16 protein-coding genes are annotated in these 14,109 nt (G+C 44.6%); 10 read left to right on the top strand and 6 right to left on the bottom strand.

Going from position 1 to position 14,109, the window contains the following annotated elements; genetic code table 11:
* Positions 1–127: 127 nt before the first annotated feature.
* Positions 128–421, top strand: a complete 294-nt coding sequence (locus tag BW952_RS00430) for a hypothetical protein (RefSeq protein ID WP_076496153.1) — start codon at positions 128–130, stop codon at positions 419–421.
* A gap of 130 nt (positions 422–551) precedes the next feature.
* Here BW952_RS00430 and acnA read toward each other — a convergent pair whose 3' ends face one another.
* Positions 552–3,278 (bottom strand): aconitate hydratase AcnA, encoded by a 2,727-nt coding sequence (gene acnA, locus BW952_RS00425; RefSeq protein WP_045852419.1) that lies wholly within the window; start codon positions 3,276–3,278, stop codon positions 552–554.
* 151 nt (positions 3,279–3,429) lie between these two features.
* Complete coding sequence (locus tag BW952_RS00420) at positions 3,430–4,371, bottom strand: magnesium transporter CorA family protein (protein ID WP_045852420.1); 942 nt, start codon at positions 4,369–4,371, stop codon at positions 3,430–3,432.
* Between the two features lie 171 nt (positions 4,372–4,542).
* Between BW952_RS00420 and BW952_RS00415 the strand changes: the two genes are divergently transcribed.
* From BW952_RS00415 to BW952_RS00390, 6 genes are all read left to right on the top strand, one after another.
* On the top strand, positions 4,543–4,830 hold the full coding sequence (locus BW952_RS00415) for a hypothetical protein (RefSeq protein WP_045852421.1): 288 nt from the start codon (positions 4,543–4,545) through the stop codon (positions 4,828–4,830).
* Between the two features lie 252 nt (positions 4,831–5,082).
* The gene (locus BW952_RS19845) at positions 5,083–5,238 is read left to right on the top strand and encodes a YhcN/YlaJ family sporulation lipoprotein (RefSeq protein ID WP_082084684.1); all 156 of its coding nucleotides are present in this window, start codon (positions 5,083–5,085) and stop codon (positions 5,236–5,238) included.
* A gap of 183 nt (positions 5,239–5,421) precedes the next feature.
* Entirely contained in the window at positions 5,422–5,691 is a 270-nt protein-coding gene (locus BW952_RS00405) for a hypothetical protein (RefSeq protein WP_045852422.1), read from the top strand.
* 15 nt (positions 5,692–5,706) lie between these two features.
* Positions 5,707–6,042 carry a L,D-transpeptidase gene (locus tag BW952_RS00400; RefSeq protein ID WP_045852423.1) on the top strand — a complete coding sequence of 112 codons (336 nt, stop codon included), beginning with the start codon at positions 5,707–5,709 and terminating at the stop codon, positions 6,040–6,042.
* A 74-nt stretch (positions 6,043–6,116) separates the two neighbouring features.
* On the top strand, positions 6,117–6,332 hold the full coding sequence (locus BW952_RS19595) for a hypothetical protein (protein WP_045852424.1): 216 nt from the start codon (positions 6,117–6,119) through the stop codon (positions 6,330–6,332).
* A gap of 47 nt (positions 6,333–6,379) precedes the next feature.
* Positions 6,380–6,730 (top strand): stalk domain-containing protein, encoded by a 351-nt coding sequence (locus BW952_RS00390; protein WP_045852425.1) that lies wholly within the window; start codon positions 6,380–6,382, stop codon positions 6,728–6,730.
* A gap of 291 nt (positions 6,731–7,021) precedes the next feature.
* Here the strand turns inward: BW952_RS00390 and BW952_RS00385 are convergent, their stop codons facing one another.
* From BW952_RS00385 to BW952_RS00370, 4 genes are all read right to left on the bottom strand, one after another.
* A complete protein-coding gene (locus BW952_RS00385) occupies positions 7,022–7,267 on the bottom strand; it encodes a WGxxGxxG family protein (RefSeq protein ID WP_045852426.1) in 246 nt (81 codons plus the stop codon).
* A gap of 155 nt (positions 7,268–7,422) precedes the next feature.
* Positions 7,423–8,022, bottom strand: coding sequence for a lytic transglycosylase domain-containing protein (locus BW952_RS00380; protein ID WP_052698554.1), 600 nt, complete (start codon positions 8,020–8,022; stop codon positions 7,423–7,425).
* Between the two features lie 110 nt (positions 8,023–8,132).
* Positions 8,133–9,644, bottom strand: a complete 1,512-nt coding sequence (locus BW952_RS00375) for a glycine betaine uptake BCCT transporter (RefSeq protein ID WP_045852427.1) — start codon at positions 9,642–9,644, stop codon at positions 8,133–8,135.
* A 106-nt stretch (positions 9,645–9,750) separates the two neighbouring features.
* On the bottom strand, positions 9,751–11,253 hold the full coding sequence (locus BW952_RS00370; protein ID WP_045852428.1) for a hypothetical protein: 1,503 nt from the start codon (positions 11,251–11,253) through the stop codon (positions 9,751–9,753).
* 215 nt (positions 11,254–11,468) lie between these two features.
* On the opposite strand from BW952_RS00370, the gene BW952_RS00365 reads away from it, so the two are divergent.
* From BW952_RS00365 to BW952_RS00355, 3 genes are all read left to right on the top strand, one after another.
* The gene (locus BW952_RS00365) at positions 11,469–11,819 is read left to right on the top strand and encodes a DUF485 domain-containing protein (protein WP_045852429.1); all 351 of its coding nucleotides are present in this window, start codon (positions 11,469–11,471) and stop codon (positions 11,817–11,819) included.
* The gene (locus tag BW952_RS00360) at positions 11,816–13,339 is read left to right on the top strand and encodes a solute symporter family protein (protein WP_045852430.1); all 1,524 of its coding nucleotides are present in this window, start codon (positions 11,816–11,818) and stop codon (positions 13,337–13,339) included. The genes BW952_RS00365 and BW952_RS00360 overlap by 4 nt, the downstream gene beginning before the upstream one ends.
* 70 nt (positions 13,340–13,409) lie before the next feature.
* Positions 13,410–14,108, top strand: coding sequence for a L,D-transpeptidase family protein (locus BW952_RS00355; RefSeq protein WP_231581522.1), 699 nt, complete (start codon positions 13,410–13,412; stop codon positions 14,106–14,108).
* Position 14,109: the final 1 nt, after the last annotated feature.

Genomic DNA, 14,109 nt, shown 5'->3' with positions numbered 1-14,109 from the left:
TTTGCCGCTGCCGCGTCAAAAGTGGATCTCACCTGACCCGCTATCCCCAAGGAGTCTTCGTCCTGCGCCAGCCGCCCTTAGTCAGGAGGAAGATCAGATTGTAACATCCAAAAAGGAATCGCTCTTAATGGAAACGACAAAGAAAAGCTTTTTGGTTTTTCACGATATTGAAAAAATAATGATTCAATCTGGATGGAACACGCATACCGAAATTGAAAGAGCATCTTCAAGGAACAACTGTCTTACAAACTTGCTGTTTTATCAGAACCGCTACGGGCGGAGGGCTGCCGGCGCAGACTTCCGCGAAACTGGCGGGCAGGTGAGATCCGGCTTTGGCGCGTCAGCGACAAAGACTAGCTCACCGCCTGCTTCGCAGAAAAGCGGAGCCGGCAGCCCGGAGCCCCTGAATGTTCTTTTCTAGAAAAATAGCCTATTCCTTGCCAAGAAAAATGGAATAATCTTAAAAAAACAGTTACGATTCTCTTAACACATCTGTTTTTCAACAATATGAAAAAAGACTCTTTCGTGGCGAAAGAGTCCTTTTTTGATGCTTATTTGTTGGCATTCACGTTTTGCAGTTTGCCGCGAAGGACCATTTGCAAAATACCGCCGTGACGGTAGTAGTCAACGTCTACTTCAGAATCAAAGCGAACGAGCGCCTGGAATTCTGTTTTCTTGCCTTCTTTATTTGTTGCAGTCACGTTTACGACTTCACGTGGCTTCACGCTGTCAGTAATCGCTACTTCAAACGTTTCTTCGCCCGTTAATCCAAGCGTCGAAGCGTTATCGCCCAGTTTAAACTGAAGCGGAAGAACACCCATCATCACAAGGTTTGAACGGTGAATACGCTCATAGCTTTCTGCAATAACAGTTTTGACGCCTAATAGGTTTGTGCCTTTTGCCGCCCAGTCACGCGATGAGCCCATTCCGTAATCTTTGCCCGCTAGAACGACAAGACCCGTACCCTGCTCCTGATACTTCATGCACGCATCATAAATCGGCATCACTTCGCCCGTTGGCCAGAATGTCGTAAATCCACCTTCTGTTCCCGGTGCGATTTGATTGCGGATACGAATGTTCGCAAACGTTCCGCGCATCATTACTTCATGGTTGCCGCGTCGTGAACCGTACGAGTTAAAGTCACGCGGCTCAACGCCTTTTTCACGAAGGTATTTGCCGGCCGGTGTATCTTTGCCGATCGCACCTGCTGGAGAAATGTGATCCGTCGTCACTGAATCCCCGAATTTACCCATTACACGAAGGCCAGACAGTGCCTGGATCGGTTCTGGATTCGTTGACAGGTTTTCAAAGAATGTCGGATTTGCAATGTACGTGGAATCTGCATCCCAGCTGTACAGCGCGTCGTTGCTCGTTTGAATTTGATTCCATTTTGCGTTGCTGTTAAATACCTGGTCATACTCTTTACGGAACAATTCAGGTGTTACGGTGCGTTTAACCGCTTCTTTCACTTCTTCTGTTTCCGGCCAGATGTCTTTAAAGAACACATCCTGTCCATCTTTTCCTTTGCCAATCGGCTCGTTTTGAAGGTCAATGTTTACATTGCCTGCTAGTGCATAAGCGACAACAAGCGGCGGTGAAGCCAAATAGTTGCCTTTTACAAGCGGGTGAATACGCCCTTCAAAGTTACGGTTTCCTGAAAGAACAGACGTGACAAGCAGATCAGAATCGATGATTGCTTTTTCAATTTCTTCTTTCATTGGACCGGAGTTTCCGATACATGTCGTACAGCCGTAGCCGACCACGTTAAAGCCGATTTTCTCCATGTACGGAAGAAGGCCGGAATCACGCAGGTAGCCTGTTACGACTTTTGAACCCGGTGCCAGTGAGGTTTTCACGTAAGCAGGCACTTCAAGGCCAAGTTCAACGGCTTTTTTCGCCACTAAGCCGGCTGCCAGAAGAACGTATGGATTAGATGTATTTGTACAAGACGTAATCGCCGCAATGCCGATTGCCCCTGTTTTCATTTCAGCTTTCGTTCCATCATCAAATGCAACCGTTGTTGTCCGGTCAAGCTCATCCGCAGTTAAGCCGAAGCCATGGTTGCCCTGAGGCGCGCTAACAGCTTCCTGGAATGATTTTTGCATTTGTGAAAGTGGAATTAAATCCTGCGGGCGTTTCGGGCCTGATAAGTTCGGCTCGATATCCGCCAGGTTTAATTCAACCACTTCTGTGTAAACCGGATCTTCGTTCGCCGGTGTGAAGAACATGCCATTTTCTTTTAAGTACTGCTCGACTACTTGAATATGAGCTTCATCACGGCCTGTTAAGCGCATGTAATCAAGCGCTTCAGCATCAACCGGGAAGAACCCGCATGTTGCGCCGTATTCAGGTGCCATGTTGGCAATTGTCGCGCGGTCTGCAAGCGGAAGTGACGCAACGCCTGCTCCGAAGAACTCGACGAATTTGCCTACAACGCCTTGCTGACGTAGAACTTGTGTGACTTTAAGCGCTAAATCCGTTGCTGTTGCTCCGTTTGGCAGTTCGCCCGTTAATTTAACACCCACTACTTCAGGAATTGGGAAGTAGGATGGCTGACCAAGCATGCCGGCTTCCGCTTCAATACCGCCAACGCCCCAGCCAAGAACACCGATTCCGTTAATCATCGTTGTATGCGAGTCTGTTCCAACTAATGTATCTGGATATGCGTTAAATTCTCCATTTTCTGTTTCAACTGCATGAACGACATTCGCTAAATACTCTAGGTTTACCTGGTGAACAATTCCCGTTGCCGGTGGTACAGCACGATAGTTGTCAAATGCTTTTTGAGCCCAGCTCAAGAACTCATAACGTTCTGCATTACGGTCGAACTCAAGCTCCATGTTGCGCTCAAGTGCTTCAGGCGTCCCGTATGCATCGACCTGCACGGAGTGGTCAATGACAAGATCAACCGGAATTTCCGGATTGATGACCTGTGGATCGCCACCGATATCGGCCATTGCTTTACGAAGAGAGGCCAGGTCAACGACAACCGGCACCCCTGTAAAGTCTTGCAAAATAACACGTGACGGCTTAAAAGGAACTTCCGCCTCTACGTTAGCGCCTTCGCCCCATTTTGCTAAATTTTCAACGTGATCCTTGTTAATAACATAGCCGTCGAACTGACGGAGTACAGATTCAAGCAAAACTTTAATCGAATATGGCAGGCGTGATACATTCGCCGTACCCGCTTCTTCAAGTGCCGCCAGACGGTAATAATTATAGCGCTTACCATTCAGGTCAAAACTTGCGCGAGCGTTAAAAACATCGTTAGTCGCCATTTCGGTTCCCCCTCTTAAGTTGAGTATGTAATGTGATAAATTGAAAAATTAGTTTTATTTAGTGTTCTAATTTTCCACACCTTTTATCTTATTACATTCCTCTATATAAGTAAATAACAAGAAATTTATCACTATTCATAAGAAAAACGAATCACTTAAAAAAGGATTTTTTGCTGCCGACGGCTAAGATATCACCCATCCACCCTTTTTTCTTCAAGAATACGTATAAGGCAAAGGTTGCTGAACCAATTACGATTCCCGAGAATAGATAGCCGTATTTCCATTCCAGCTCCGGCATGTGCTTGAAATTCATCCCCCAGATTGCGCCTAAAGCCATCACCGGTGTAAAAAGTGTGGTTATAACCGTCAATGTTTTCATAATTTCGTTTCCGCGGTGTGTGGAAACGACATTCTCAAGGTCGAGCAGCGCATCAATTTCTTCTTCGTATTCCCGAATGATCGATCGGGCCCGTTCAATTCGGCGCTTCGTCCGCTTGAATTGCTTCCCTTCCATTACATCATCGCCAAATGCTTCTTCGACAGCCATACGGATTTCCATCATCGGAATGATGAGGTTTTTCCATATAAGCAATTCGTGGTCCGTACGGGCTGTTTGATCCAGTATCTGGGTGTTATTCCGTTCTTTAATTTCCCACAGCAGGTCACGAAGCCGCTCTTCAAATTTATCAATTTCCATTAAAAAATGCGCCATGATTTCTCCAATTAATACGAGAAATCCTTCAATCGGCGTCTCTGAATGGTGCATTTTTTCCTTCATTGCTTTTACATTGGCGAAATCGAGCTTGGATAAATCCAGATTGGCCGTTACCAGTTCATTTCTCGTTAAATAAAAATGAAACACGTGCCGATTGTTTTTTTCCTCTGCATTTTGAAGATAAACGAGCGAGCCCCACATTACTTCTTCATTCGGCGTCCCAGTATACATTTCAAGGGAATTGGTTTTATTTGTTTTCACATCTTCTATCCATTTTTTACACGTATGGTGCTTTTTTGCGAGTTCTTTTGCCTGCTCATCGCTTTTTAGATCGAATTCTTTCCATATCCATTGGGAAGAGTGGAATGAATGTTCCAAAATGACCACTTCCTCTCTGCTATTCGTGTCTCAGCATATCATTGTTACCCTAAAGCGCCTTTTGTTAAACACAACGTTATTTATGAAAACGATGTTTTGAATTTTCTGCCTGCGGGTAAACTATTTTCAAGCACGAGCCCTCTGTGGCGACAATCGAAGGAGGATTTTTTCATGTATAATAACACGAGAAATAAAAAGCAAAAAAGCGGCGGACTTGGTTATCTTTTAGCAGGAGCCGGCGCAGCTGCATGGTGGCTTTCCAAAGAAGAAAACCGGACAAAATTTGATGGATGGATGTCCCAGGCGAAAAAAAAGCTGAACAGCGAATCCTCCCCATCCAACGAGAAATTCCCGGTTCATAAAGCCGGAAATCCTGATCCGGATGATATTGATGATAACAAAATGGTCGAAGAAGGCGCTCAGTTCGCTGTTGACTATTATAATAAGAAGGAACAGTGATTTGTAACACATATTTGATCTGTTAATAAATCCTTATTAAATCAAGGTTTCATAAATTAAGGTCAATTTCTGCTCTGTTTGCTTCAGTCATATCCCCCACTTGAGTGGGGGATATTTTTTTGGGAAAGATATTTAATGGAGGTGTTAAAAAGTGAGGGGCTTTCCGGAAATGTACACAATTGGAATTATCGGCGTAATTTTAGCTTTAGTTAGTATCTTGTATTACTTATTCATTCATGAAAGAACAAAAAAATAGCTTGTTCCATTGAAAAAGTATATATTTCTGAAGATCCTGAATTCACCACTCAAATGAAGGATTATGCGGATCGAGTGAGGGCTGGGGAACCTGTGGAAGGTATTTTTGATGAATTTAGCGATGTCATTCGGAAAGTATTTCCAAACTCTTGATGATATAAAAATGGTGAGTCCCCTTCTTAGATCGGGGCTTTTTCTTTTTTTCAGAACATCATGGAAATACAGCTCTTCTTCTAAAATGCCCCGAAAATGGTCCTCTGCATTAAGACAGATCCTTCCTTGTGCATATCCTATAAAAGGATTTCATTCTCTTTGAATAGAAGGAAGGAGATACAGATGAAGCAGCCTCAAAACAATGTTGAGCAAGGAAATTATTCGTCACCATCTGCTGAGTTAACGGCAGCCCGACTCGCTGTTATTGCTTCTGCTCTTACAACCTTTGCGGATGCTATTGCTACTCTTTCCGCTTTAATTGCACTGGATTCTATAACCGCTAGCGAACCACAGAATTCTTCCCGTTCAGATGACTTACAGCAGCAATTAATGGATATGCAGAGGCAGATTGATGATTTAACAAAAAACACGCTGTACACAATCGGGGATTAGGGGGGGGGGAGGTTTATGGCAAGATGGATTGATATCTCAACATCAAAGCGGCAACTAAAGCTTTTTGATGAAAGTACCTTAATCAAATCTTATCCTATTGCTGTCGGTAAAATGCTGACTCCTACACCTGCTGGCACCTACAGGATCATTAACAAACAAATTAATCCCGGAGGACCGTTTGGTGTATTGTGGATGGGATTATCAAAACCTCATTATGGAATCCACGGCACTAATGATCCCTCCTCAATCGGTCAGAATGTTTCTCATGGGTGCATTAGAATGTTTAACACTGATGTTTTAGATCTGTCTTCCTACGTACCCATTGGAACGAGGGTTGTCATTCATCCGTAATTTGTCTACTAACACGAGGCCCACTGAATAAAAGAATAAAATCATGGAATAATACTTACAAAAAAGGAGTCGTTATGGACTTTCCAACCATACATACAAACGTCTGGGACGCGGTCATAGCTGTTCCCTCTGTCCTTGTTCTGACCCAAATACTCAAAATGCTATTAAAACCACCAAAACCGCTTGTCTCATTTATTGCTCTAGTCATTGGGGTTCTTATTTCTGTTTATATCAGTCACAGAGGCCAATTAGTAGCTGGCTTATTAATGGGATGGTTTTATGGATACTAGGAAAATAGAAACGTGGTCTATTTACTATTTATAAAGGGGTAGATTTTTTGAAGAAGTCAATGAAGAAAAAAGTAGCTATATCCACGTTAGCCTTATCCGTATTTGGATCAGGGGTATACGCAGGAACTGTCGTAAAGACATACAAAACACCTCGTGGAGATTTTGCTACAGTAGAAAAAGAAGAAATACACAAAAATCGAATCTCTCTTGAAGTAGACGGAAAACAAGTAAAAAAACCAACTTGGTACGTAGATGGAACAACTTATGTTCCGTTACGCGATGCTGCCGAAATGTTGGGCGCAGAAGTTTTATATGACTCCAAAACAATGGGCGCAAAAATCACAAAAATGCCATTACATAATGAGCAACAAGTCATCAAAAAAAGTCAGCTTTCGTAAGCAACAACTATCACGACGAAAGATTTAACTTGCGCTTCGATTTAAACTCGTAACAAATGCGAGCCCTTGTGAGCCGAGAAAAACATTTAATTTAAAATCATTTGTACCGGCCGCAATGGTCACAAGATCGGTTTCAGTATACGATACATTTTCCCTGTTGTGTTGGTTCCAAAGCCATTTGCGGACCCATTTGCCATAGGTCTTCCAGAGCCCCCTTTATTATCAATGGAACCGAAATTCAACGTTTCATTTTGGAGCAAGGAAAAAAGCACCATGGTGGGTGCCTTCTGATCAATCTTTCCTGTCATCTCTTCTCTTTAAGCCAGCAAGTCCGAGTAAACCTAAAAGACCAAGCCAGCCCCATTCCATGTCGTCATCATCGTCATCCATATTGGCAGTATTATCATTCACGTTATTATTAGCCATCTCGGTGACGGAATGATTATCTTCATAAATACTTTCAGCGCTCACGCTCAAGTTGGATAGCATGACAGTAAGAGTTAAAACGGCAACTAAGGAAAACATTCTTTTCAACACAACATACACCTCCTTTGTAAGTTCATGTTCTAATTTGTCCAAAAGAAAAAAGTATTATTCCGATTATTTTAATGTAAAAAACAAAAAGACTGCAGGCAAACCCAAATGTCTTGAGTTTGTCTACAGTCTGGATCAGCCGGGAAGCAGGCGGATTTTTAGTTTTCCTGCTTTGAAAATTCATCTACATAATAAAGAATATCTGCTACATATTGATCACTTTTGTTATAAGCAAAAATAGCTCGTTCAACGTCGCCGTCTGCTGCCCCATTCTCGCTTAAATAATGGGCTGCGCTGTATATGGCATCTTCTATGTTGAATGGATCTGCTTTCCCGTCTCCATTACCGTCTACACCGTAGCCGCCATAATACTCAATGACAGCCGGGTCGGTTTTTTCATCATCCGGTATATTTCCTTCACCAAGCCCGCCGCAGGTCGGATGCTCCCAGCCAACGAACGTACACGGCATAAACTGCATCGGTCCCTCTGCGCCAACCGGTGAAATCATCGGGTCCATTGTGGAGAACTTTGTTTCCACTCTATGATGGGCAGCCAGCAATTCCCACTGGATGCCGTACTCCTCAGCGGCTGCTTTGTAAATCGGAATGAATTCATCCGGAATCGTCTTGGACTGCAGAAATTTTGGCGTTTGATCTGTCATTGAAAAAACGATTAATATAAATGCAGCCGCCGCTAGAAAAGGCAGCGCAAGACAGCCGTACGCCCGCTTTTTCAGCTTTCTTCTTTTTTTTCGCATGATGATGTGAACTCCTTTATCGCACGTGCTCTACCCATCATAGAAAAGACCGCCTTAAAGTTCAAGCAAAATAAATCCCCCGCCAAGAATTGACGGGGGGATTTTGTCGATTATGTGAGCGGGCGCCGGCCGTCTTTTTTCCGCATTTCTTTTCGTTCAAGTGAAAATGCTTTGTACAGCGACACCATCATTAAAATCATAATGATCGAGAATGGAAAAGCGGCAGCAATCGCTGCGTTCTGCAACGCCTGCAGTCCGCCGCTGTATAAAAGAACAACTGCAATCAGGGACTGGAAAATACCCCATGCTACTTTGACATTGTTCGGCGGTGTTAATGATCCATGCGTCGTCTGCATGCCAAGCACGAACGTAGCGGAGTCAGCTGACGTAATAAAGAACGTCGAGACAAGCAAGATCGCGACAACCGACAGGAGCTGTGACCATGGAAGCTCATTAAATACCGCAAACAGCACTTCTTCCGTTGCAAACTGCGTTAAATCAGCCGCACCTTCCATTTGAAGGTTCATCGCGGAAGCGCCAAACACAGCGAACCAGAAAAAGCTCACAACAGACGGCATTAACAAAACGCCGATTAAAAATTCTCTTACGGTCCGTCCACGTGATACCCGTGCGATAAAGACACCGACGAACGGCGCCCAGGAAATCCACCAGGCCCAGTAGAAAATCGTCCAGCCGTTAATCCAGCTGTTATGATCCGCATCCAGCGGCGCGACCTGAAAACTCATCCGGAAAATGTTCTGCAGGTAAGAGCCAATTGTATCAGTAAACATATTTAAGATAAACATCGTTGGCCCTAAAATGAGCATAAGCACTAAAAGAGCAATAGCCAGAACCATATTTGTGTTACTTAAAATTTTAATTCCTTTTCCAAGTCCGGATAAAGCAGACATAATAAACAAGACCGTCACGACTGCAATGATAACGAGTTGGACGGAAAATGAAACAGGTACCCCGAACAAATACGAAAGACCGCCATTAATTTGCGCTGCGCCAAAGCCCAATGTGGTAGCAACGCCGACAACTGTGGCGAAAACAGCGATAACATCAATGACTGTACCAAGCCATCCTTCTGCATACTTTCCGAGTACCGGCTTCAGCGTTCGGCTGATCAGGCCCGGCTCCCCTTTTCTAAATTGCGAGTAAGCAAGAGACAACGCGACAACCGCATAAATGGCCCATGCATGGAGACCCCAGTGGAAAAAGGAGTATCTCATTGATTCACGAAGTGCTGCATCGGTTCCTGGTTCAGACAATGGGCTTGAAATCGCATAATGGCTAAGCGGTTCTGCCGCTCCCCAGAAGACAAGACCAATTCCCATTCCGGCACTAAACAGCATCGCAAACCACGTTGCGGTGGAATACTCCGGTTTTTCTCCAGGCTGTCCGAGACGAATCTGGCCGATCGGACTAAATACAAGCACAAGACAAAAAAGGACAACGATTGACACTAAAATCAAGTAGTACCATCCAAACGCGGAGGTAATGAATCCTTGCACATTGGCCGTCATCGCACCAAATGAGTCAGGAGCGGCCGCACCAAATATGGTGGCAGCCAGGACTAATGCCGCAGTCCACCAAAAAACTGATGATATTTTCTTCATACATTTCCCCTTCCATATTATGCATATCATGCAAAATAAAAATAGTTATAATGTCTTATACCCATTTTAGACACCTTTAATACCGTAACAAAAGAAAAGAAGCCTATCAAGTAATAGGCTTCCCATCCGGCACATCCTCAGTCCCAAGCTGCTTCAATCCTTGCGTTTTGGAAGCGGATTCTGCCGCTTTCTCACGCAGTTTAAGCTCTTCACTTCTCATGTCCGATAAAAATTTTGTCAGTGCTGCTTCTTTTTTCCGTAAACGCTCACTTTCAAACTGCCAGTTGTTTTTATTCGTTCTTGCCGCTGCCAGCTCCTCGATTAAATCTGCCTCGTAATACGGATATTTATCCATCACTTCATCAGCCATTTTTTCAAATGACGTTTGCAGCTTTTTTTCCAGACTGTTTTTCTCATTTTGAAGATACACATTGGACAGCCAGGCACCCGCTATCCGAAAAACACCACTTTTCACTTTGTTAGACTCGATGGTTGTGGTAATTCGGGTTAGTTTTTCACGAATGCGTGTATTGGATACACTAATATCCCCAAGATACGGCCGGGCGGCATCCGTTTTTAACAGCACAATCAGCCGTTCACGCAAATTTTCATACACAGCCTGCGCTCTTGCCTGTGCACTGTCAGCTCCCGCACGCTCTTTCTGGACTTCCGCAATTTGTTCTTCTGTTTTTTGCTGATCCATTTTCAATTCATTAATTTGGCGCAAAAGAAGCAAATAAGCCGATTCTCTCGTTGACCATTCCGTTGAAAGAACGGATTCATCAGCGGTGGCTTCACTGCCGTCTTCCATATATAAAAGCAGCATCGCAGCAGAAAAGGACCAGCTTCCTGTCAGCAGCGTTTTAAGAGCCGCGTCGGCGGTAAAAAGGGCCTCTGGATGCAACACCCATAGCTCGTCCGGAAGCTGGTTCGGGACGTCCTCGTGGATAGGCGGCAGGATTTCTCCGTACATATGAAGGCCTGTCCGGATGCCCATTTCAAATAAAAGCGTCGCGGTGCCGAATTCCGCTGCCAGTTCGTCAAAGGAGGACTCACGCGGAGCCTTCAGATGCTCAAGGATCTGGACTTTTTTATACTCCGGAAGCTGCTCCCAATAGCGCTGGAGAGATTTTTGAAAAGGTTCTTTATCTGCATGTACTTTTTCATTTTTCAGAAATCGTTCCAGCAGCTGCACGTACTCATAATGAAGCATAAATTCCAATTTGCTCGTTACGTGAGATTTTTCAAATCGTCCAGACAGCGTTTTGTCTTTTTTAGCCGCTTTCTCAAACCACTTCCGTTCTATTTCTGCGCTTCTTGCCACTACCTTGCCTTTTTCATTCAGCCTGGCAGCCGGAAGCTTTAATAGCTTTGAAAGCGCTAAAAAAACATCAAGCTTTAACACTTGCTCCGGCATATCTATTCTTTTTTTCGCTTCCTCTGCAATTGCCTGGAAATAAGGTGCCGCTTCTTCTTTTGAAAACCGGCTTTTTGCTTTTAGCGCCAGCAATTCTTTTGATTGAATGGAATATAAGATTGAGTGAATAATGCGGAGCTTCATCTCTGGTGCGTTTGAGACGGCGCTTCCAACCGATCGTAAGTCTGTCATGTCTATCCGCTCCATTTATGTCTTTTTGTTGATTGTACACGAAAAAAGAAGGAATGGAAATGATAGACTCCTAATCTGACTAGTCGGTCTTTTGAAGGAAAAATTCATTTTTTTGTCAAAAACAGTTGCGAAAATGACTTTATTTTTTTAGAATAAAGATACAATTCTGAATTGAAAGCGATTACAGAATTGATTACGGCCTAGGGGAGGTCTCTATGGAACAGAAAGTGGAACGAGTCGAACGATCACAGCCGGTACACGATTATGAATCAATTGCTGCCAGTCCCGAGTTTAAATCGTTAGTCAGAAAGAAAAACAGATTTTTGCTGCCAGTCGTTATTTTTTTCTTATTGTTTTATTTTACATTGCCGCTTTTAACCTCCTTTTCGACAGTGCTAAACAAGCCGGTTATTGGTGATATCACGCTCGTATGGATTTTTGCACTGGCGCAATTTGTGATGACCTGGACCTTATGTATGCTGTATGTAAAAAAAGCCAATCAGTTTGATTCAGAAGCGGATCAAGTATTGACCAAACATCATAAGTCAGAAGGTGATCGTTTATGAGTGCTGTAGGTCTGTTGTTTTTCGTTGCTATCGTCGGATTAACTTTGTTTGTTACATATCTTGCTTCAAAACGAACCAACTCAGCGAGTGAATTTTACACAGCCGGCGGCGGTTTGACTGGCTGGCAGAACGGTATTGCGATTGCAGGTGACTACCTTTCTGCCGCGTCGTTTCTCGGTATTGCCGGCGCTATCGCGTTAAATGGCTTCGATGGCTTTTTCTACAGCATCGGCTATTTGGTCGCTTATCTGGTCGTGCTGTACATCGTCGCTGAACCGCTGCGTAATCTTGGAAAGTATACTCTTGCAGATATGATTACCGCCCGCTTTAATCAGCAGAAAATCCGCGGAGCAGCAGCGGTGAGCACGTTAACAATTGTTTTGTTTTATATGATTGCCCAGCTGGTTGGAGCAGGTGCTCTCATACAGCTTTTGCTTGGCATTGACTACTGGATTGCGGTCCTGCTCGTTGGCATCATGATGACCACCTACGTTCTATGGGGCGGCATGGCGGCAACCAGCTGGGTTCAGATCATTAAAGCCGTTCTTCTCATGATCGGAACGATTATTATCTCCTTCCTCGTTTTAATGAAATTTGATTTTAATATTTTAAAAATGTTTAGTGACGTGAAGACGGCGACACCTGCTGGAGATGCTTTTTTAAGCCCCGGCGTTAAATACACGAACGGCATTGATACGATGTCGATGATGATCGCGCTCGTCTTCGGGACAGCAGGCTTGCCGCACATCCTCATGCGTTTCTTTACGGTAAAGGATGCAAAAACAGCCCGTAGCTCGGTTGTGTATGCGACCTGGATCGTCGGTATCTTTTACATTTTAACGATTTTCCTCGGCTTTGGCGCAGCTGCCTTTGTCGGGTCAAGTGATATTATTGCCGCTAATGCAGCCGGCAACATGGCAGCACCGCTTCTTGCTCAGGCACTCGGCGGCGACCTGCTCATGTCATTCGTTTCAGCTGTTGCGTTTGCGACGATTTTAGCCGTTGTAGCAGGTCTTGTCCTATCCGGTGCGTCTGCCTTCGCGCATGATATTTACGGACAGATTATTAAAAAAGGAAATGTAACAGAAAAAGAGCAGATGAAAGCGGCCCGTTTTGCTTCTATCGGCGTTTCTCTTATTTCCATTATTTTGGCACTTGGAGCTCAATCCATGAACGTTGCTTTTCTCGTTTCCCTTGCATTTTGTATCGCGGCCAGTGCGAACTTGCCGGTCATTATCTACACGATTTACTGGAAGCGCTTTAACACAACCGGGGCTCTTGCAGCGATGCTGACAGGTCTTTTTACCGCCTTGATTCTCGTTGCCCTCAGCCCAAATATTTGGAGCCCGGAAGGTACCGCTATTTTAACAGGAACGGCATTATTCCCGCTGACAAATCCAGCCATCGTCTCAGTGCCAGCAGGATTTATCGCAGGATATGTTGGATCGGTCCTTTCTGCTAAAGCAGATGAACGCAAATATGCAGAGGTAGCCGTAAAAGCCAATACCGGGTTAAAATAAAAACAGGAGCAGACGGGACGGCCCGTCTGCTTTTTCACTTGACAATTGAGGAGGGTTTTCATTGCGTAACATGTTGATATCCGGTTTATGTATGATCCTTTTCACTACTATGCTTCCGTCATCCTCTGAAGCAGCCGATCCGTATGTTTCCGGGCTTTCGTACGTGAAGGACAGCCGTCAGGTCGTCGTAGTGGAAGGGGGAACGAAAACGACAAAAGCCTCTGTCCGTCTATATGAAAAAACGGGCAGCAAATGGCAGCTGAAACGAATTTCACCCGCAGTTACAGGAAGAAGCGGCCTGTCTTTCACAAAAAAAGAAGGCGATGGCGCGACACCTACCGGCTTGTATTCCATAGGGCGCATGTTTGGCTACGCGCCAAAGCCTGACGGTGTTCGGACAAGTTATACCGTGACGAATCGTTTTCACTACTGGGTAGATGATCCGGCGTCTGCTGATTATAACAAATGGATGTATGACCGGGGAAACCCATCGTTTAAATGGCAGTCGTTTGAACGATTGAATCATGAATTGTATAAATACGCGGTCGTCGTCCGGTACAACGAAAATCCGGTGGTCAAAGGAGCAGGAAGTGCCATTTTTCTTCACCGGTGGCGGACCGGATCAACACCAACAGCGGGCTGTATTGCCTTAAGCGAATCGCATCTCCTCGTTTTAATGAAATGGCTCGATCCCGCTAAAACACCTAAAATCGTCATCGGCACACCGGATTCGATCCGCGCCGATTTAGTAAAGTCCGCCAGACAGTAGC

The sequence above is a fragment of the Domibacillus enclensis genome (assembly GCF_900156125.1).
Taxonomy (GTDB): Bacteria; Bacillota; Bacilli; order Bacillales; family Domibacillaceae; genus Domibacillus; species Domibacillus enclensis.
The sequence above is the reverse complement of the archived record's forward strand: the minus strand, read 5'-3'. Positions and strand labels throughout refer to the sequence as shown.